Raw genomic sequence first — 18,172 nt, 5'->3', positions numbered from 1 at the left:
GCCACCTGGTACGCACGCGTCGCTCGCGCTCGTACTGAAGACAACCGCTGGAGACGCCCGGTGAGTTCCCCAGATCCGCAGGTTCGCGCAGCGCGAAACCAGTCAACCAGTTCCGCGAGTCCCGCGGGGCGTGGCCCCGTGGTCGCGGTCACCGGCGCCGCGTACGGCGTCGGAGCGCTGCTGACCGAGCAGCTCGCCGCGTCCGACGAGGTCAGACAGGTCCTGGCCATCGACGAGCGGCGCGGTGAGTGCGCCGCCGCGCAGTGGCACATCCTGGACGTGCGGGATCCGGCCATCGCCGACAAGCTGCGCGGCGCCGACGTGGTGGTGCACCTGGCGCTGGACCTCGACCTGGAGACCGACGCGGCCGCCCGAACGGCCTACAACGTCCGGGGGACGCAGACCGTGCTGACCGCGGCCGCGGCGGCCGGAGTGCACCGGGTCGTGCTGTGCACCTCGTCGATGGTCTACGGGGCGCTGCCGGACAACGAGCTGCCGCTGTCGGAGGACGCGGAACTGCGCGCCACGGCGGAGGCCACGGGCGTCGGGGACCTGCTGGAGATCGAGCGGCTGGCCCGGCGGGCACCGCGGGCCCACCCGGGGCTGAACGTCACCGTGGTGCGGCCGGCCGTTCTGGTGGGCGGTACCGACACCGCGCTGACCAGGTACTTCGAGTCGCCTCGGCTGCTGGTCGTCGCCGGGTCGCGGCCCGCGTGGCAGTTCTGCCACGTCGAGGACCTGTGCAGCGCGCTGGAGTACGCCGTCCTGGAGAAGGTCGACGGGGAACTCGCCGTCGGGTGCGACGGGTGGCTGGAGCAGGAGGAGGTCGAGGAGCTCAGCGGCATCCGCCGGATGGAGCTGCCGTCGGCGGTCGCCCTGGGCGCGGCGGCCCGGCTGCACCGGATCGGCCTCACGCCCTCCCCGGCGGGGGACCTGGCCTACACGATGTACCCCTGGGTGGTCAGCGGCAGCCGGCTGCACGAAGCCGGGTGGCGGCCGCGCTACACGAACGAGGAAGTGCTCGCGGAACTCCTGGAGGAGGTCTCCGGGCGGCACACCGTCGCCGGACGGCGCCTGGGCCGCAAGGACGCGACGGCCGCGGGCGCCGCGGGCGCGACGGTGGCGCTGCTGGGCGCGGCGGCGGTCGTACGGCGGGCACGGAAGGCACGGCGGCGCATCTGAGGGACGCCGCGCCTTCGCACCGGGCCTGCGCGCCCGTAGGGCACTGCGACGCGCGCCCTGTAGGAGACTCCAAGCTCCACGCGCGCGTGCCGGTCGATAGCTCTATTTCGTGCTGCCGGTCCCGTGCGGCACGATGGGCCCATGGCATCCACCAGCGATCACCCCGGTGAACGGGCCGCGCAGGACCCCGTCAAGCTGATCGGGATCCGGGACACGCCCCTGTCCGTGGACGAGGTCTTCCGCGCCGTCGGGGACGACGCGTCCGGCGGCACGGCGCTCTTCGTGGGCACCGTGCGCAACCACGACGGCGGCGCCGACGTGGCGGAGCTCGGCTACTCGTGCCACCCCAGCGCCGAGGCCGAGATGCGGCGGATCGCCGAGAAGGTGGCCGCCGAGTTCCCCGTGCGGGCCCTGGCGGCCGTGCACCGTGTGGGGGATCTGCGGATCGGGGACCTCGCCGTGGTCGTCGCCGTCTCCTGCCCCCACCGCGGCGAGGCCTTCGAGGCCTGCCGCAAGCTCATCGACGACCTCAAGCACGAGGTGCCCATCTGGAAGCACCAGAGGTTCTCCGACGGCACCGAGGAGTGGGTCGGCGCCTGCTGATCCGGGGAGCCGTCCTCCGGTTGCGTAACCCCACCCCTGGCGTGAGCGTTGTCACTGCGGATGGTTAATCTGCTGATCAGTCAGTTTGCGGACGCTCGATGGGGTTGGAGGTCGGCATGGCGGCGCTCGCCTGGTTGCTGATTCCGCTTGTGGCTGCGATCGGCGCGGGGCTGTGGGGAAGTTGGGCCAACCGGACTCGCAAGGTCCGTAACGACGGCCCGGAACTCATCGGCTACGCCCGCTTCCGCGAGGCGATGGAAAAGCCCCGCCCGGGCAGCTGAGGACCGACGAAACAGCAGGTCACACGCGTGTGAGTGCACAGGGCCGCCCCGGACGGGCGGCCCTGACGGTGCGCTGACAGGACCGTCCCGTACTGTCGAGTCATGCCACGCCGCACCGCGACGATGCTCGCCTCCACCCTGATGCTGATCGCGCTTCTGTGCGCGGGAGTGTTCATCCCCGTGCCGTATTCGGAGATGTCCCCGGGGCCGACGGTGAACACGCTCGGCGATCACGACGGCGAGCCGGTGCTGCAGATCTCGGGACGCAAGACCTATGCCACCGATGGCCATCTGAACATGACCACGGTCCGGGTCACGAGCGCCGACTACCGGATGAACCTGGTCGAGGCCGTCTACGGCTGGCTCGCCCACGACAACAAGGTCGTGCCGCACGAGACGCTCTACCCGGACGGCAAGACCGAGGAGCAGTCCACCCAGGAGAACGCCGAGGAGTTCAGTCAGTCCCAGGAGAGCGCCAAGGTCGCCGCCCTGAAGGAACTCGACGTCCCGGTGAAGTCGTGGGTGATCGTCTCGACGGTCGTCAAGGGATCCCCGGCCGAGAACAAGCTGCACGCGGGAGACGTGATCAAGGCCGTCGACGGCACGGCCGTCAAGGAACCGGCCGACGTCGCGAAGCTGGTCACGAAGCACAAGCCCGGCGAGGACGTCCGCTTCACCATCGTGCCCGCCAAGGAACAGGCCGCGGCCGAGAAGGAGAAGCGGACGCCGAACAGGACCGAGGACATCACGATCACCACCACCACGTCCGACGACGCGGGTGAGAAGCGCGCCATCGTCGGGATCTCCGCCGGGACCGACCACACGTTCCCGTTCACCATCGACATCAAGCTGGCCGACGTCGGCGGACCGAGCGCCGGTCTGATGTTCGCGCTCGGCATCTACGACAAGCTCACGCCGGGCAGCCTGACCGGCGGAAAGTTCGTGGCCGGCACCGGCACGATCGACGACCAGGGCAAGGTCGGCCCGATCGGCGGCATCGAGATGAAGACCGTCGGCGCGCGGGCGAAGGGCGCCCAGTACTTCCTGACGCCCGCCGACAACTGCGCGGCCGCCGCCAAGGACACTCCCGAGGGACTCACCCTCGTGAAGGTGGACACCATCCAGGACGCCCTCGGCGCCCTGAAGGACATCCGCGGCGGCGACACCGCGGACCTTCCGCGGTGCGGTAGGTAAGCGACAGGGCCGGGGGCCCGGCGGACCGGGCCCCCGGCCTCGCGGCTACTCCTCCTCGAAGGTCGCCGACAGCGCCTCCGCCAGGCCCGGGACCAGGTCGGAGCCGGTCAGCACCTCGGTGGGCGTGTCCTTCTCGCGCAGCCGCAGAGCCGAGTCCCGGGTGCCGTCGCGCAGGACCCCGACCGTCATGCGGACCTCCTGGCGGTCCGGGTGCTCCGCCACCCACTTGGTCAGCGCAGCCCCGCTCAGGTCCTTCGGAACCTGGGCCTCTGCGGACGGGGGCAGCATCAGGCGCTCCACGGCGAGGGCGCAGCCGGCCACCGCGTCGGGCCAGGCGATGGTGGCGAGGAACTCGTCGAGCGGCTTGCCCGTTGGAATCTCGTCCTGCTCGATCGGGGTGAGGCCGGTGCTCTCCGGCTCCTCGCCCAGACCGAGGCGGTCCGCGAGCGAGGGCTGCTCGGCTCGCAGCCGTGCGGTGTCGACGAGGGCGAAGAGGCGGGCCGGCTGGTCCCAGCCGAGGCCGGAGACGTACTCGTCGATCTCGAGCACGGCCCGGGTGAGCGGGTTCGCAGCCATGGGAGTGTTGGACATGGTCACAATCCTCTCTCGTTCCCGGCCGGAATCGGGAACCGAGTAAACGGTGAGTAAGTTGCATAGGTGGGGGCCCACGATCACGGGGGCCACGGACGGTCCGTGAAGACGCGGGCCGACGAATCAACAGCGAACTTCGAGGTGCGCACCTTGGCTTTCCAGATGCCGGACCGCGGCGGAGGCCCGACAGGGCCGCGGATGAGAGTGGGCCGCCCGTCCCGGCGTGTCCGGACCCTGCTCATGACGCTGGGCGTCCTGGCCGTCCTCGGCATGGCGTTCACCATGTTCGCGGGCTTTTGGACGGACTGGCTCTGGTACCGGTCGGTGAACTACTCGTCGGTCTTCACCACCACCCTGTGGACCAAGATCGGTCTCTTCTTCGTCTTCGGTCTGCTGATGGCCGTCGCGGTCGGCGTCAACATCTGGCTGGCGCACCGGCTGCGTCCGCCGCTGAGCGCCATGTCGATGGAGCAGCAGAACCTCGACCGCTACCGCATGAGCATCGCGCCCTACAAGAAGTGGCTGCTCTTCGGGATCACCGCCCTGGTGGGCCTGATCGCCGGCGCCTCCGCGTCCGGCCAGTGGCGCACCTGGCTGATGTGGGTCAACGGCGTGCCCTTCGGGCAGAAGGACCCCCAGTTCCAGCTGGACGTCTCCTTCTACGCCTTCGACCTGCCCTGGTACCGGTTCCTGCTCGGCTTCGGCTTCGCCGCCGCGATCCTCTCCGTGATCGCCGCCGCGCTCACGCACTACCTCTACGGCGGGCTGCGCGTCACCAGCCCCGGCGCGCGCGCCACGGCCGCGGCCACGGGGCACCTGTCCGTGCTCATCGGGATCTTCGTGGCCCTGAAGGCGGTCGCCTACTGGCTCGACCGGTACGGCCTCGCGGTGAAGTCCAGCGACTTCCGGGCGACGGACAACTGGACCGGTCTGCGCTACGTCGACGCCAACGCCTACCTGCCGGCCAAGACGATCCTGTTCTGCATCGCCGTCATCTGCGCGCTGCTGTTCTTCGCCACCCTGTGGCGGCGCACCTGGCAGCTGCCCGTGATCGGCTTCGGCCTGATGGTGCTCTCCGCGATCCTCATTGGCGGCCTGTACCCGGCGATCGTGCAGAAGTTCCAGGTCCAGCCGAACGAGCAGGCCAAGGAGGCCCCGTACGTCGAGAAGAACCTGGAGGCGACGCGCAAGGCCTACGGGATCGACGGCACCAAGGTCACCGACTACACGGGCACGAGCACGACCGAGGACAAGACCAAGCTCCGCGACGACGTCGACGCCACGGCGAGCATCCGGATCATGGACCCGAACATCGTGTCGCCGACGTTCCAGCAGCTCCAGCAGATCAGGAACTACTACGCGTTCCCGAACAACCTGGACGTCGACCGCTACGCCAAGGACGGCAAGGACCAGGACACGGTCATCGGCCTGCGTGAGCTGAACCTCGCGGGCATCCCGAAGAAGAACTGGATCAACAACCACTTCCGCTACACCCACGGGTACGGAGTGGTGGCCGCCGAGGGCACCAGCGCCGACGCCCAGGGCCGTCCGAACTTCACGGAGTCGGACCTGCCCTCCGAGGGCGACCTCGGCACCTACGAGCAGCGGGTCTACTACGGCGAGAAGACCACCACGTACTCGATCGTCGGCGGTCCCCAGAAGGAGATTGACTACTCCGACGACAACGGCGAGAAGACCACCAGCTACAAGGGCGACAGCGGGGTCAACCTCTCCAACCCGGTCAACCGGGCCGCGTACGCGGTGGCGTTCGGCGAGCCGCAGATCCTCTACTCCGGTGCCATCGGCGACGGTTCGCGGATCCTGTACAACCGCACGCCCAAGGAGCGGGTCGAGGCGGTCGCCCCCTGGCTGACCATCGACGGCGACGCCTACCCGGCGGTCGTGGACGGCCGGATCCAGTGGATCGTCGACGCGTACACGACGACGAACGGCTACCCGTACTCCTCGCGCACGACCCTCGGGGACACGACGGCCGACTCGCTGACCGCCACCAACGACAACCGCGCGGTGGTGGCCCAGCAGAACCAGGTCAACTACATCCGCAACTCGGTGAAGGCGACCGTCGACGCGTACACCGGCGAGGTCAAGCTCTTCCAGTGGGACACGAAGGACCCGGTCCTCAAGACCTGGATGAAGGCCTTCCCGGACACGGTGGAGCCCAAGAGCGACATCTCCAAGTCGCTGATGGACCACCTGCGTTACCCCCAGGACCTGTTCAAGGTCCAGCGGGAGCTGCTCACGCGCTACCACGTGAAGGACGCGACGACGTTCCTCAGCGGCAGCGAGGTGTGGCAGGTGCCGGACGACCCGACGAACCGGTCGGGCAACGCGGTGCCGCCGTACTACCTGAGCATGAAGATGCCCGACCAGCAGGCGCAGGCGTTCTCCCTGACGACGACGTTCACGCCCAACGGCCGGGACAACCTCAGCGCGTTCATGGCGGTCGACGCCGAGGCGGGCACGAGTGACTACGGCAAGATCAGAATCCTGAAACTGCCGACCAACACCACGGTCAACGGACCCAAGCAGGTCCAGAGCCAGTTCAACTCGCAAGAGGACATCGCCGAGTCCATCAGGCTCCTCAGAGGCGGCGACTCCGAAGTCGAGTACGGCAACCTGCTGACGGTGCCGCTGGACGGCGGACTGCTCTACGTGGAGCCGGTCTACGTCCGCGGTGGCGGACTGAAGTACCCGCTGCTGCGCAAGGTGCTGGTCACCTACGGAGGCCAGACCGCCTTCGAGAACACGCTCGACGAGGCCCTCAACAAGGTCTTCGGAGCGGAGGGGCCGGCTCCCGAGCCGCCGGACGAGGGTGGTGACACGCCGCCACCGCCGACATCCGAGAACCCGACGGTCCAACAGGCCCTGGAGGACGCCCAGAAGGCGTTCGACGCCGGCCAGGAGGCCCTGAAGGAGAACGACTGGGAGGCGTACGGCCGGGCGCAGAAGGACCTGGAGGACGCGCTGCAGCGGGCCGAGGACGCGCAGGCCGAGGCGAGCCGCGGCGGCGCGGGAGCCGGGGGCGGCGAGAGCAAGCCCAGCGGCAGTCCGAGTCCCAAGCCGAGCAGTTAGGCCCTGGCCTGGTGAAATGCCCGTCCCGCGCCGTGATACGGTGGTGAACACAACGGCGCGGGGTGGAGCAGCTCGGTAGCTCGCTGGGCTCATAACCCAGAGGTCGCAGGTTCAAATCCTGTCCCCGCTACTGAAGTCGCGATGTCCGAGTGACGGAGCGGCGACGAAGGCCCGGATTCCACAGAGGAATCCGGGCCTTCGTCTGTGTGAACGGATGTATGGGCGCAGGTTGCGGCCGCGCCGCCGGGGGGAGTTGGGCGATCTGTGTTTGACTTGTCTCTCTGTGGGCATGTCGACAAAACGCTGTAGTGACCTCACTGGCTGCGGTATACCAGGTGTACCCAGGTTGCAGGTGGTGCGACGATGGACGTTATGGGGGACAAGGCAACTCTGTTCGAGACAGGGCGTTTTGTGCAGCCTTCCAGCCGGGAGGACACCGAGACCCCGGACGAGACCGGGGAACTCGCCGACGAGGCGGCCGAAGAGCTGCGTCAGCGGCTCGCCGCGGAGGCCGGCGACGTCGAGGCGATGAGTGTCCTCGGGGCCATGCTGCTGCGCCGTGGTGATCTCGACGGTGCCGAACCCCATCTGCGTGCCGCCACCGCGGCGGGCGACCGGGCCGCCGCCAACAATCTGGGCGTCCTGCTCCACCAGCGCGGCTACGCCGAGGAGGCCGCTGGCTGGTGGCGGATCGCCGCCGTCGCGGGATCGGCGGCGGCCGCGCACGCGCTCGGCCGGCACCACCGCGAGCGCGGTGACGAGCCCGCCGCCGAGTACTGGCTGCGCCAGTCCGCCGAACAGGGCCACACCCTGGGCGCGTACGCCCTCGCCGACCTGCTGGAGCACCGCGGTGACGCCGCGGCCGAGCAGTGGATGCGCGTGGCGGCCGAGCGCGGGCACCGCGAGGCCGCGTACCGGCTGGCCCGGGCTCTGGACCGGAAGCCGGCCCGGGAGACCGACGGCGACAACGGTGTCCAGGCGGCCGAGGAAGCCGAGCAGTGGTACCGCCAGGCCGCCGCGCGCGGCCACCGGCGGGCCGCGCTGCACCTCGGATCGATCCTGGAGCGGCGCGGCGAGCTCAAGGAGGCCGGGCGCTGGTACCTGACCTCCGCCAAGGACGGCGAGGCGCGGGCCGCCTGCGCGCTCGGGTTCCTGCTGCGCGACGCGGGCGACACGGAGAACGCCGCCGTCTGGTGGCTGCGGGCCGCGCAGGACGGCGACGGCAACGCGGCGAACGCGCTGGGCGCACTGCACGCCGAGCGGGGCGAGACCCAGACCGCCGAGCGGTGGTACCGGGCCGCGATGGACGCGGGCGACGTGAACGGCGCGTACAACCTCGGGCTGCTCTGCGCCGAACAGGGGCGCACCACGCAGGCCGAGCAGTGGTACCGGCGCGCGGCGTACGCCGGGCACCGGGAGGCCGCCAACGCGCTGGCGATCCTGCTGCTGCAGGGTGGGGACGAGACGGGTGCGGAGCCGTGGTTCTCCAAGGCCGCGGAGGCCGGGAGCGTGGACGCCGCGTTCAACCTCGGCATCCTGCACGCCGGGCGGGGCGAGGAGAAGGCAGCGCTGCGCTGGTACGAGCGGGCCGCTGCGGCCGGCCACACCGAGGCCGCGCTGCAGGTCGGCATCGCGCGGCTGCGGGACGGCGACGAGCAGGAGGCCGAGCGGCACCTGCGGTGTGCGGCCGGAGGCGGCAGCGCGGAGGCCGCGTACCGACTGGCGACCGTGCTCGACGCCCGGCGTCCGCCGGAGCCGGCCCACGAGCTCGGTGAGCCGGTGCACCGGCGCAGCGAGTGCGAGGAGTGGTACGAGCGGGCGGCCTCCCAGGGGCACCGGCGGGCCCAGGTGCGGGTCGGCATGCTGGCCGCGGCCCGGGGGGACGTCGTCGAGGCGGCCCGTTGGTACCGGGAGGCGGCCGAGGCCGGGTCCCGCAACGGCGCGTTCAATCTGGGGCTGCTGCTGGCCCGGGAGGGGAGCGAGCCGGAGGCGGCGGTGTGGTGGACGCGGGCGGCCGACGCGGGCCACGGACGGGCGGCGTTGCGGCTGGCCCTGGTCTACGCGCGTCGGGGAGAGCTGGCGGAGGGGCAGCGCTGGGCCGACCGCGCCGTGTCCCTGGGGCCGGACTCGGTGACGGAGCGCGCGGCACGCCTGCGCGACGCCCTGCGCCAGGAACTGTCGGCCTGAGCCCGGTCGGCCGGTGCCACCCCGGCCAGCCGGTCCCGGCTGTGCCGAGAGTTCGTGCGAGGCCTCGGGTGAGGGCTCACCGAGGGGCCGCTGTGAAGCGATTTGCATCCGTCCTCATGCTTGACGTAACGTTGCATTCACCGACGCGGGGTGGAGCAGCTCGGTAGCTCGCTGGGCTCATAACCCAGAGGTCGCAGGTTCAAATCCTGTCCCCGCTACTGAAGGCCGAGGGCCGGAATCCGAAAGGGTTCCGGCCCTCGGTGTTTCCCCGGCCCTCGCCGTCCGCGTGCGAGCAGCGAAAAGCCCCGGCACCAGGAGGGCCGGGGCTTCGACGTGGGGAGGGCTAGGCGGCCGCGCAGTTCGGGCAGACGCCGCGGTACGTCACCTCGACGTCCGAGACGGTGAACCCGAAGCGCTCCGAGGCGGGGAGGTCCGCCAGGGGGTTGCCGACCGGGTGGACGTCCCGGATCGCGCCGCACTGGGCGCAGACCAGGTGGTGGTGCGGCCGGTGGGCGTTCGGGTCGTACCGCTTGGCGCGCTGGTCCGTGGAGACCTCCAGCACCTCGCCGAGGGTGACGAGCTCACCGAGCGTGTTGTAGACGGTCGCCCGGGAGATCTCGGGCAGCTTGGCGACGGCCCGGGCGTGGACCTCGTCGGCCGTCAGATGGACGTGTTCGCCGTCGAGGACCTCGGCCACGACGCGCCGCTGCGCGGTCATCCGCCATCCGCGTCCGCGCAGGCGTTCCAGAAGGTCACTCATGGCCACCAGCCTAACAGCTAAGGGGACCAGGTCCCGAACAGGTGTGAGATTAGAGTCTCACTTGCTTTAGACAATGTCTATTGTAGGATCGAGAACGGCTTTGGCCAAGGGACAGGTTTGGCCAGGAATGGTGCAGGAGGCGCACGTGACGACGCAGGGACCGCTTACGACGGAGGCCGGGGCCCCGGTCGCCGACAACCAGAACAGCGAGACCGCGGGCGTCGGCGGCCCGGTGCTCGTCCAGGACCAGCTCCTGCTGGAGAAGCTCGCCCACTTCAACCGCGAGCGGATCCCGGAGCGCGTGGTGCACGCACGCGGTGCGGGCGCCTACGGCACCTTCACGGTGACCGCCGACGTCACGCCGTACACCCGCGCGGCCTTCCTCTCGGAGGTGGGCAAGCAGACCGAGGTCTTCCTGCGCTTCTCGACGGTGGCCGGCAACCTGGGCGCGGCGGACGCCGTCCGTGACCCGCGCGGCTTCGCGCTGAAGTTCTACACCGAGGAGGGCAACTACGACCTCGTCGGCAACAACACCCCGGTGTTCTTCATCAAGGACGCCGTCAAGTTCCCCGACTTCATCCACACCCAGAAGCGCGACCCGTACACCGGGTCCACCGAGGCGGACAACGTCTGGGACTTCTGGAGCCTGTCGCCCGAGTCCACGCACCAGGTGACCTGGCTCTTCGGCGACCGTGGCATCCCGGCCTCCTACCGCCACATGGACGGCTTCGGCTCGCACACCTTCCAGTGGAGCAACGCGGCCGGCGAGGCCTTCTGGGTCAAGTACCACTTCAAGACGGACCAGGGCATCAAGAACCTCACCAGCGCGGAGGCCGCCCGGCTCGCCGGTGAGGACCCCGACTCCCACCAGCGCGACCTGCGCGAGGCCATCGAGCGGGGCGAGTACCCGAGCTGGACCGTCGGCGTACAGATCATGCCGGTGGCCGAGGCGGCGACGTACCGCTTCAACCCGTTCGACCTGACCAAGGTCTGGCCGCACGCCGACTACCCGGTCGTCGAGATCGGCAAGCTGGAGCTCAACCGCAACCCGGAGAACATCTTCGCCGAGGTCGAGCAGTCGATCTTCAGCCCCGCCCACTTCGTGCCGGGCATCGGCCCCTCCCCGGACAAGATGCTCCAGGGCCGTCTCTTCGCGTACGGCGACGCCCACCGCTACCGCGTCGGCATCAACGCCGACCACCTGCCGGTGAACCGCCCGCACGCCACCGTGGCGCGCACCCACTCCCGTGACGGGCAGCTCTACGACGGCCGGCACGGAGGCGCGAAGAACTACGAGCCGAACAGCTTCGGCGGTCCGTTCCAGACGGACCGTCCGCTGTGGTCCGCCACGGCCGTGAGCGGCGCCACGGGCAACCACCCGGCCCCGGTGCACGCCGAGGACGACGACTTCGTCCAGGCGGGCAACCTCTACCGGCTCATGTCGGAGGACGAGAAGGAGCGCCTGATCGCGAACCTGGCGGGCTTCATCGCCAAGGTCTCGCGCGACGACATCGTCGAGCGGGCGATCGACAACTTCCGTCGGGCCGACGGTGACTACGGCAAGCGGCTGGAGGCCGCGGTCCAGGCCCTGCGCGGCTGAACTCCAGCACTGGACCGCTTGCGGTAGTGGACGGGCCGGGTCCCCTCGGGGGCCCGGCCCGTTCGTGTGCTCCCGTGCCGTCAGGCGGGCACCCGCTGACGTGCGGGTGCCCAGCAGCGGATGATGTCGCGGACCGAGACGACGCCGGCGGGCTCGTCGCGGTCCAGCACGATGAGATGGCGGAAACCGCCGTGCGCCATGGCGCCGGCCGCCTCCTCCAGCGTCCAGGTCGGGGCGGCGAAGACGACGTCGTTGGTGGTGTGGGCGTGGGCGCGTTCGGTGTCGGGGTCCTGGCCCCGGCCCACGGAGTTGAGGATGTCGCGTTCGGTGAGGATGCCGATGCCACCGGCGTCCGGGTCGAGGACGATGGCCGCGCCGACCTTGCGGGCGGACATCAGCGCGGCGGCCTGGCGCAGGGTGTGGGCCGGGCCGATGGTGAGGACGACGGTGCTCATGGCGTCACGGACGAGCATGGATGGAGCCACCTCCTGGGAGTGTCCCCGCCTTTGTTCCACTTTTCACAAGTTCACAAGTGGGGGGACTCTCAGGGTGGCAGGCAAAGGGAGGGTCAACAAGAGGGCGTTCAGTAACGCTGGTTGAGATACCCGAGCAACTCGTCGTGCAGCAGGCCGTTCGACGCGGCCGCGTTGCCGCTGTGCGGGCCCGGGCGGGCGTCCAGGCCCGTGAAGGTGCCCCCGGCCTCGGTGACGACGATCGCGGTGGCGGCCATGTCCCACAGGGACAGCTCCGGTTCGGCGCACATGTCGATCGAGCCCTCCGCGACCATCATGTACGGCCAGAAGTCGCCGTACGCGCGCGTGCGCCACACCGCCCGGGTCAGGTCCAGGAAGCCGTCGAGGCGGCCCTGCTCCTCCCAGCCGCTGAGCGAGGAGTACGCGAAGGAGGCGTCGGAGAGCCGGGAGACGCGGGAGACGTGCAGCCGGGAGGCCTTGGTGAGGGAGCGGCCGGTGAAGGCGCCGTGGCCCTTCGCGGCCCACCAGCGGCGGCCCAGGGCGGGGGCGGAGACGACCCCGACGACCGGCTGGAAGCCGCCCTCGCCGTCCTCCATGAGCGAGATGAGGGTGGCCCAGACGGGAACGCCGCGGACGTAGTTCTTGGTGCCGTCGATCGGGTCGATCACCCAGCGGCGGGGGCCGGTGCCCTCGACGCCGTACTCCTCGCCGAGGATCGCGTCCCGGGGCCGGGCGCGCTGGAGCTGGCCGCGAATGAGCTCTTCCGCGGCCTTGTCCGCCTCGCTCACCGGTGTCATGTCCGGTTTGGTCTCGACCTTGAGGTCGAGGGCCTTGAACCGGTCCGTCGTCGCGGCGTCCGCGGCGTCCGCGAGGACGTGAGCGAGACGCAGGTCGTCGAGGTAGTCGGGCATGTGACGAACCTATCTGCCGAGGTGGGGGTGGGGCCACCGGGGGTTTGCGAGGGGTTCGTCCGCACAGCCGGGGAACGCTTCAACGCCCCGCGCGACACGGCCGAAACGCGCCCCTGCGCGCGCTCGCGAACCCTTGACAGTGGTTCCGCGCGCGTCAAACCTGGGCGCAGAGCCGCTCGCCCCAAGGGGAGGCGATGATGCCTGCAGCGCGGGAATCTCTACTGGACGCCGCCTTCGCGGCGCTGGCGCGCCGGCCGTGGTCCGCCGTGCGGATGGTGGACGTGGCCGCGGCGGCCGGAGTGTCCCGGCAGACGCTGTACAACGAGTTCGGCAGCAAGGACGGCCTCGCCCGGGCGCTCGTGCGCCGGGAGGCCGACGGCTATCTCGCCGGGGTCGACCGCGCGCTGGCGGCGCACAGCGACCCGCGCGACCGGCTCACCGCCACCGCCGAGTGGGTCACGTCCGCGGCCCGGGACAACGCCCTCGTCCGCGCCATGCTCACCGGCTGCTGGAGCGAACGCCTGCCGTCGCCGACCCTGTCGGCCGTGCCGTCCACCTCCGCCGTGCCGGCCCAGCGCCGCGCCGACGGCCCCCTGCCCGCGCCCGGCGACTTCGTGGCTCTCGTGCGCGACCGTGCCGTGTCCGTCCTGGCCGGACCCGGTGCCCCCAAGACCGACACGGCCGACCTGGCCCGCTCCTGTGAACTCGCCGTCCGGCTGGCCCTGTCCTGCGTGGCCGCGCCCCCCGGCGAGGGGGGCGTCGCCGACCTCGTCCGCAGCGCCCTGCCCCGGCAGGCGGGCTGACCGGGCGTCAGTGCGCCGAACCCGACAACTGCAGCCCGATCACGCCGATGATGACGAGGCTGATCGACACGATCTTCAGCGTCGACACCAGGTCGCCCAGGAACACCATGCCGTAGATGGCCGTCCCCGCGGCCCCGATACCGGTCCACACGGCGTAGGCCGGGCCCACGTCGAGCTTCTTCAGCGACAGGGTGAGCAGACCGAAACTGCCGAGTGCGAAGACGCAGAACGCGACCGTCGGCCACAGCCGTGTGAAGCCGTGCGACAGCTTCAGGCAGACGGCGAAACCGGTCTCGAGCAACCCGGCCACGATGACCAGCAGCCACGCCATGTGTCGTCCTCCCGTAACCCACGTACAGTGACCGCTTCGCCTCGTTTTGCTCAGGCTTGCATCCGGCTTGGTGCGATTATGCACTTACCGTCCGCACGGCAGGACAAACAACGCGGAGGTCAGTCGCCTTCCGTGCGCTCCCGGGTGGCCAGCAGCCGGCGCAGCGAGTACAGCCGCGCCGGATCCGCGTGCCCCTCGGCCACCCAGGCGTCCAGCGCGCAGTCCGGCTCGTCGTGACTGCAGGCGCGCGGACAGCCCTCGGTGCCCGGCTCCAGGTCGGGGAAGGCGTGGATGACCCGGGACGGGTCGACGTGGTTGAGCCCGAAGGACCGCACGCCCGGCGTGTCGATCACCCAGCCGTCGCCGCCGGCCAGCGGCAGCGCCAGCGCCGAGGTGGTGGTGTGCCGGCCCCGGCCCGTCACCGCGTTCACATGCCCGGTCGAACGCCGTCGCTCCTCCGGCACCAGCGCGTTGACCAGGGTCGTCTTGCCGACCCCGGAATGCCCGACGAACGCGGTGATCCGGCCGTCGAGCTGCTCGCGCACCCGGGCGACGGCCGCGCCGCTCTCCAGTTCCGCGCGGCTCGTGACGACGTACGGGATGTCGAGGTCGCCGTAGAGCTCCAGCAGCTTCTCCGGCGGGGCGAGGTCCGACTTGGTCAGCACCAGCAGCGGTTCCAGGCCACCGTCGTAGGCCGCGACCAGACAGCGGTCGATCAGGCGAGGGCGCGGCTCCGGGTCGGCCAGGGCCGTGACGACGGCCAGCTGGTCCGCGTTGGCGACGACCACGCGCTCGTACGGATCGTCGTCGTCCGCCGTGCGGCGCAGCACGGACGTGCGCTCCTCGATGCGCACGATTCTCGCCAGCGTGTCCTTCTTCCCGGACATGTCGCCCACGAGCGCGACGCGGTCGCCGACGACCGCGGCCTTGCGACCCAGTTCGCGGGCCTTCATCGCCATGACGACGCGGTCCTCGACGAGGCAGGTCAGGCGGCCCCGGTCGACGGTGAGGACGAGGCCCTCGGCGGCGTCCTCGTGCTTGGGCCGGATGTTCGTCCGGGGCCGGGTGTTCCGGCGGCCCGGACGGGTGCGGATGTCGTCCTCGTCGGTGTGCTTGCCGTAGCGGCGCATGACCTGGTCCCCGCGTCCTACGCCCCGAGCATCCCGGTCCACAGGTCGGGGAAGTCGGGCAGGGTCTTGGCCGTCGTCGCCACGTTCTCGATCTGGACGCCCTCCACCGCCAGGCCGATGATCGCGCCGGCCGTGGCCATGCGGTGGTCGTCGTAGGTGTGGAAGATGCCGCCGTGCAGCCGGCGCGGGCGGATGTGCAGGCCGTCGGCCGTCTCGGTCACGTCACCGCCGAGCTCGTTGATCTCCTTGGTCAGCGCCGCCAGCCGGTCCGTCTCGTGCAGGCGCAGGTGGGCGACGCCCCGCAGGGTCGACGGGGAGTCGGCCAGGGCCGCCACGGCGGCGATGCCCGGCGTCAGCTCGCCGACCTCGCTCAGGTCGACGTCGATGCCGTGGATCGAGCCGGAGCCGGTGAACACCAGCCCGTACTCGGTCAGTTCGCAGGAGCCGCCCATCTCGGTGAAGATCTCGCGGAGCCGGTCACCGGGCTGGGTGGTGCGGGCCGGCCAGTCCGGGACGGTGACCTTGCCGCCCGTGACCAGGGCCGCCGCCAGGAACGGCTGGGCGTTGGACAGGTCGGGCTCGATCACCAGGTCCCGGCCGAGCAGGGCGCCCGGCGTGACCCGCCAGACGTTCGGCTCGCCGCCCGACTCGGGGGTGTCCACCTGGGCGCCGACCGCGCGCAGCATGTCCACCGTCATGCGGATGTGCGGCAGGGAGGGCAGCGTGGCACCGGTGTGGCGGACCTCGACGCCCTGGTTGAAGCGCGGGCCGGACAGCAGCAGGGCGCTGACGAACTGCGACGAGGAGGACGCGTCGATCGAGACCGTGCCACCGTCCAGGGCGCCGCCGCCGTGCACGGTCAGCGGGAGCGCGCCGCGGCCGTCGTCGTCGATCCGGGCGCCGAGCTGGCGCAGCGCGTCGATGACACCGTTCAGCGGGCGCTCGTAGGAGCGGGGGTCGCCGTCGAAGCGGACGGGGCCGTCGGCGAGCGCGGCGACGGGCGGCAGGAAGCGCATCACCGTGCCGGCGTTGCCGACGTCGACCGTGGCCGGGCCGCGCAGCCCCGTCGGCAGCACCCGCCAGGCCTCGCCGGTGCCGTCCGGGCCCACTCCCTCCTCGATCTCGATCCCCATCGCGCGCAGCGCGCCCGCCATCAGCAGCGTGTCGCGGGAGCGCAGCGGACGGCGCAGCCAGCCGGGCTCGGAGGCGAGGGCGGCGAGGACGAGGGCGCGGTTGGTGACCGACTTGGACCCGGGCACGTGGACCGTCGCGTCGACGGCTCCGCTCGCGTGCGGGGCGGGCCAAAGGGCGGTGTCTGCGGTGTTCGGGACCATGCCTTTACTTTATAAGCAGGCGGTGGTTCGGGGGCCGCCGCGTCGCGCCGCTCGCGCCCGGTCCGGCCGCGTTCACAGCCCCAGCAGCCAGCGCCCGCCCCCGATCAGCGAGCACAGCGACACGGCGTGGAACAGGAAGAACCACAGCCCCGCCGGTACGTGCGTCAGACGGGACAGCTGGTCCGCGTCCGAGTCGCCCGCCCCGCCCCGGGCCCGCTTCGCCTGCAGTTCGAAGGCCGGGCGCACCCCGCCCAGCAGCAGGAACCACACCACCACGTACGCGAACGCCGCCTGCACCTGAGGACCGGCCAGCCAGGACACCACCACGAACAGACCACCGGTGATGATCATCGTGAGGGCGCCGTAGGCGTTCCGGATCATCACGAGCATGGCGAGCAGCAGGGCCGTGGCCAGCCACAGCAGGAGCGTGATGCGGCCGGCGCCGAGCAGGGCCGCGCCGCCGAGGCCCAGCAGGGGAGGGGCGGTGTAGCCGGCGGCGGCCGTCAAAATCATGCCGATGCCGTGCGGCTTGCCGCGGCTGACGGTCAGGCCGCTGGTGTCCGAGTGCAGCCGTATGCCCGTGAGGGTGCGGCCGGTGAGCAGCGCCACGAGCCCGTGACCGCCCTCGTGCGCGATGGTGATGGCGTTGCGGGAGATGCGCCACAGCCCGTGCGGGATCACCACGGCCAGCGCCAGTCCCAGGGCCGCGATCACCACCCACAGATCGGGGTCGGGCTGCGTACCGGAGACCTCGTCCCAGAGGGAGGCGAGCGAGGCGGTTGCGGTGCTGTCCATGTGCGGCGTCGGCTCCCTGTGGGCGGATGGAATCTGGCAGTGTGGCACGTATGTGCGGACGGTATGCAGCGAGTCGTAGGCCCGAGGATCTCGCAGGAATCTTCGAGATCGAGAAGTGGGAGCCCGAGGAGACCCTCGAACCGGACTACAACGTGGCGCCCACCAAGGAGGTCTACGCCGTCCTCGACCGCCCTCTGAAAGACGCGGACGACCCGCGGCCGGTTCGGCAGCTGCGCACGCTCAAGTGGGGGCTCGTGCCGTCCTGGTCGAAGACGCCCGAGGGCGGTGCCCGGATGATCAACGCCCGCGCGGAGACCGTCCACGAGAAGCCGTCCTACCGCCGCGCCTTCACCTCCCGGCGCTGCATCCTGCCCGCCGACGGCTACTACGAGTGGGTCACCGGCTCCCAGGAGCGGGAGCTGGAGGTCGAGGGGAAGAAGAAGCGGCCCCGCAAGCAGCCCTACTTCGTGACCCCGGCGGACGGGTCGGTCTTCGCGATGGCCGGACTGTACGAGTTCTGGCGGGACAAGACGCTGCCGGACGACCACCCGCAGGCCTGGTGGGTCACCTGCTCCGTCATCACCACCGAGGCCGAGACGAGCCCGCTCGCGGTGGCCCCGGCCGAGGGCCCCCGGGCGCTCGCCGACATCCACCCCCGGATGCCGCTGATGCTGACGCCCGACCGCTGGGACGCCTGGCTGGACCCGTCCCGCACGGACGCCGACGGGCTGCGCGAGCTGCTCGCCCCGCCGCCGGCCGGGCTGATGCGCGCCTACCCGGTCGCCACGGCGGTCAGCAACGTCCGCAACAACGGACCGGAGCTGCTGAAGGAGCTGGAGGCGCCCGAGGAGGGCACACTCTTCTGACGTGAGCGATGCGAGCGGTGTGAGCGGTGTGAGCGGTG

General features: G+C 71.0%; 17 protein-coding genes and 2 tRNA genes. 11 read left to right on the top strand and 8 right to left on the bottom strand.

The features are described 5' to 3' along the window. The first annotated feature begins 60 nt into the window (after positions 1-60). From ACIGAQ_RS16490 to ACIGAQ_RS16475, 4 genes are all read left to right on the top strand, one after another. On the top strand, positions 61-1,182 hold the full coding sequence (locus ACIGAQ_RS16490) for an SDR family oxidoreductase (protein ID WP_399783327.1): 1,122 nt from the start codon (positions 61-63) through the stop codon (positions 1,180-1,182). Positions 1,183-1,323: 141 nt separating this feature from the next. Continuing rightward, entirely contained in the window at positions 1,324-1,785 is a 462-nt protein-coding gene (locus ACIGAQ_RS16485) for a molybdenum cofactor biosynthesis protein MoaE (RefSeq protein WP_094057152.1), read from the top strand. Positions 1,786-1,901: 116 nt separating this feature from the next. Beyond that, positions 1,902-2,066: a hypothetical protein gene (locus ACIGAQ_RS16480; protein WP_179272620.1), complete on the top strand. Its 165-nt coding sequence runs from the start codon at positions 1,902-1,904 to the stop codon at positions 2,064-2,066. A gap of 102 nt (positions 2,067-2,168) precedes the next feature. Continuing rightward, positions 2,169-3,260, top strand: coding sequence for a PDZ domain-containing protein (locus ACIGAQ_RS16475; RefSeq protein ID WP_311679497.1), 1,092 nt, complete (start codon positions 2,169-2,171; stop codon positions 3,258-3,260). 45 nt (positions 3,261-3,305) lie between these two features. Here the strand turns inward: ACIGAQ_RS16475 and ACIGAQ_RS16470 are convergent, their stop codons facing one another. After that, positions 3,306-3,851, bottom strand: a complete 546-nt coding sequence (locus ACIGAQ_RS16470; protein ID WP_311679493.1) for a PPA1309 family protein — start codon at positions 3,849-3,851, stop codon at positions 3,306-3,308. 162 nt (positions 3,852-4,013) lie between these two features. Here ACIGAQ_RS16470 and ACIGAQ_RS16465 point away from each other — a divergent pair, with 162 nt between their 5' ends. From ACIGAQ_RS16465 to ACIGAQ_RS16450, 4 genes are all read left to right on the top strand, one after another. Beyond that, the gene (locus ACIGAQ_RS16465) at positions 4,014-6,944 is read left to right on the top strand and encodes a UPF0182 family protein (RefSeq protein ID WP_399784583.1); all 2,931 of its coding nucleotides are present in this window, start codon (positions 4,014-4,016) and stop codon (positions 6,942-6,944) included. A 56-nt stretch (positions 6,945-7,000) separates the two neighbouring features. Continuing rightward, positions 7,001-7,074 (top strand) — tRNA-Met (locus ACIGAQ_RS16460). Between the two features lie 233 nt (positions 7,075-7,307). After that, a complete protein-coding gene (locus tag ACIGAQ_RS16455) occupies positions 7,308-9,131 on the top strand; it encodes a tetratricopeptide repeat protein (protein WP_399783322.1) in 1,824 nt (607 codons plus the stop codon). Between the two features lie 144 nt (positions 9,132-9,275). After that, positions 9,276-9,349: transfer RNA gene (locus ACIGAQ_RS16450), tRNA-Met, on the top strand. A gap of 125 nt (positions 9,350-9,474) precedes the next feature. Here the strand turns inward: ACIGAQ_RS16450 and ACIGAQ_RS16445 are convergent. Beyond that, positions 9,475-9,891 carry a Fur family transcriptional regulator gene (locus tag ACIGAQ_RS16445; RefSeq protein WP_311679489.1) on the bottom strand — a complete coding sequence of 139 codons (417 nt, stop codon included), beginning with the start codon at positions 9,889-9,891 and terminating at the stop codon, positions 9,475-9,477. 127 nt (positions 9,892-10,018) lie between these two features. Between ACIGAQ_RS16445 and ACIGAQ_RS16440 the strand changes: the two genes are divergently transcribed. Beyond that, positions 10,019-11,491 (top strand): catalase, encoded by a 1,473-nt coding sequence (locus ACIGAQ_RS16440; RefSeq protein ID WP_311679487.1) that lies wholly within the window; start codon positions 10,019-10,021, stop codon positions 11,489-11,491. Positions 11,492-11,571: 80 nt separating this feature from the next. Here the strand turns inward: ACIGAQ_RS16440 and ACIGAQ_RS16435 are convergent, their stop codons facing one another. After that, complete coding sequence (locus ACIGAQ_RS16435; protein WP_399783318.1) at positions 11,572-11,964, bottom strand: cyclic nucleotide-binding/CBS domain-containing protein; 393 nt, start codon at positions 11,962-11,964, stop codon at positions 11,572-11,574. Between the two features lie 110 nt (positions 11,965-12,074). Continuing rightward, positions 12,075-12,875 (bottom strand): histidinol-phosphatase, encoded by an 801-nt coding sequence (hisN, locus tag ACIGAQ_RS16430; RefSeq protein ID WP_399783315.1) that lies wholly within the window; start codon positions 12,873-12,875, stop codon positions 12,075-12,077. A 194-nt stretch (positions 12,876-13,069) separates the two neighbouring features. Here hisN and ACIGAQ_RS16425 point away from each other — a divergent pair, with 194 nt between their 5' ends. Then, entirely contained in the window at positions 13,070-13,678 is a 609-nt protein-coding gene (locus ACIGAQ_RS16425) for a TetR/AcrR family transcriptional regulator (RefSeq protein ID WP_399783312.1), read from the top strand. Positions 13,679-13,685: 7 nt separating this feature from the next. On the opposite strand, the gene ACIGAQ_RS16420 is transcribed toward ACIGAQ_RS16425, so the two are convergent. The 4 genes from ACIGAQ_RS16420 to ACIGAQ_RS16405 all read right to left on the bottom strand — a co-directional run bounded on the left by ACIGAQ_RS16420 (position 13,686) and on the right by ACIGAQ_RS16405 (position 17,268). After that, complete coding sequence (locus tag ACIGAQ_RS16420; RefSeq protein WP_030232322.1) at positions 13,686-14,009, bottom strand: multidrug efflux SMR transporter; 324 nt, start codon at positions 14,007-14,009, stop codon at positions 13,686-13,688. Between the two features lie 119 nt (positions 14,010-14,128). Then, positions 14,129-15,139 (bottom strand): ribosome small subunit-dependent GTPase A, encoded by a 1,011-nt coding sequence (gene rsgA, locus ACIGAQ_RS16415; protein ID WP_094057141.1) that lies wholly within the window; start codon positions 15,137-15,139, stop codon positions 14,129-14,131. A 17-nt stretch (positions 15,140-15,156) separates the two neighbouring features. Then, positions 15,157-16,473, bottom strand: a complete 1,317-nt coding sequence (aroA, locus tag ACIGAQ_RS16410) for a 3-phosphoshikimate 1-carboxyvinyltransferase (protein WP_311679474.1) — start codon at positions 16,471-16,473, stop codon at positions 15,157-15,159. Positions 16,474-16,545: 72 nt separating this feature from the next. Next, a complete protein-coding gene (locus ACIGAQ_RS16405) occupies positions 16,546-17,268 on the bottom strand; it encodes a M50 family metallopeptidase (RefSeq protein WP_311679472.1) in 723 nt (240 codons plus the stop codon). Between the two features lie 50 nt (positions 17,269-17,318). Between ACIGAQ_RS16405 and ACIGAQ_RS16400 the strand changes: the two genes are divergently transcribed. Then, positions 17,319-18,134, top strand: a complete 816-nt coding sequence (locus ACIGAQ_RS16400; protein ID WP_399783308.1) for an SOS response-associated peptidase — start codon at positions 17,319-17,321, stop codon at positions 18,132-18,134. Positions 18,135-18,172 lie beyond the last annotated feature (38 nt).

The sequence above is a fragment of the Streptomyces sp. NPDC085932 genome, assembly GCF_044540525.1.
Lineage (GTDB): Bacteria > Actinomycetota > Actinomycetes > Streptomycetales > Streptomycetaceae > Streptomyces > Streptomyces levis.
Note: the sequence above shows the minus strand (reverse complement) of the source record. Positions and strands in the feature narration are given on the sequence as shown.

What these genes read in the sequence shown, in the direction of transcription:
- ACIGAQ_RS16485 (WP_094057152.1), top strand. Translation starts at nt 1,324, where the DNA reads ATGGCATCCACCAGCGATCACCCCGGTGAACGGGCCGCGCAGGACCCC.
- ACIGAQ_RS16480 (WP_179272620.1), top strand. Translation starts at nt 1,902, where the DNA reads ATGGCGGCGCTCGCCTGGTTGCTGATTCCGCTTGTGGCTGCGATCGGC.
- ACIGAQ_RS16475 (WP_311679497.1), top strand. Translation starts at nt 2,169, where the DNA reads ATGCCACGCCGCACCGCGACGATGCTCGCCTCCACCCTGATGCTGATC.
- ACIGAQ_RS16470 (WP_311679493.1), bottom strand. Translation starts at nt 3,851, where the DNA reads ATGTCCAACACTCCCATGGCTGCGAACCCGCTCACCCGGGCCGTGCTC.
- ACIGAQ_RS16465 (WP_399784583.1), top strand. Translation starts at nt 4,014, where the DNA reads ATGCCGGACCGCGGCGGAGGCCCGACAGGGCCGCGGATGAGAGTGGGC.
- ACIGAQ_RS16455 (WP_399783322.1), top strand. Translation starts at nt 7,308, where the DNA reads ATGGACGTTATGGGGGACAAGGCAACTCTGTTCGAGACAGGGCGTTTT.
- ACIGAQ_RS16445 (WP_311679489.1), bottom strand. Translation starts at nt 9,891, where the DNA reads ATGAGTGACCTTCTGGAACGCCTGCGCGGACGCGGATGGCGGATGACC.
- ACIGAQ_RS16440 (WP_311679487.1), top strand. Translation starts at nt 10,019, where the DNA reads ATGGTGCAGGAGGCGCACGTGACGACGCAGGGACCGCTTACGACGGAG.
- ACIGAQ_RS16435 (WP_399783318.1), bottom strand. Translation starts at nt 11,964, where the DNA reads ATGCTCGTCCGTGACGCCATGAGCACCGTCGTCCTCACCATCGGCCCG.
- hisN (WP_399783315.1), bottom strand. Translation starts at nt 12,875, where the DNA reads ATGCCCGACTACCTCGACGACCTGCGTCTCGCTCACGTCCTCGCGGAC.
- ACIGAQ_RS16425 (WP_399783312.1), top strand. Translation starts at nt 13,070, where the DNA reads ATGATGCCTGCAGCGCGGGAATCTCTACTGGACGCCGCCTTCGCGGCG.
- ACIGAQ_RS16420 (WP_030232322.1), bottom strand. Translation starts at nt 14,009, where the DNA reads ATGGCGTGGCTGCTGGTCATCGTGGCCGGGTTGCTCGAGACCGGTTTC.
- rsgA (WP_094057141.1), bottom strand. Translation starts at nt 15,139, where the DNA reads ATGCGCCGCTACGGCAAGCACACCGACGAGGACGACATCCGCACCCGT.
- aroA (WP_311679474.1), bottom strand. Translation starts at nt 16,473, where the DNA reads ATGGTCCCGAACACCGCAGACACCGCCCTTTGGCCCGCCCCGCACGCG.
- ACIGAQ_RS16405 (WP_311679472.1), bottom strand. Translation starts at nt 17,268, where the DNA reads ATGGACAGCACCGCAACCGCCTCGCTCGCCTCCCTCTGGGACGAGGTC.
- ACIGAQ_RS16400 (WP_399783308.1), top strand. Translation starts at nt 17,319, where the DNA reads ATGTGCGGACGGTATGCAGCGAGTCGTAGGCCCGAGGATCTCGCAGGA.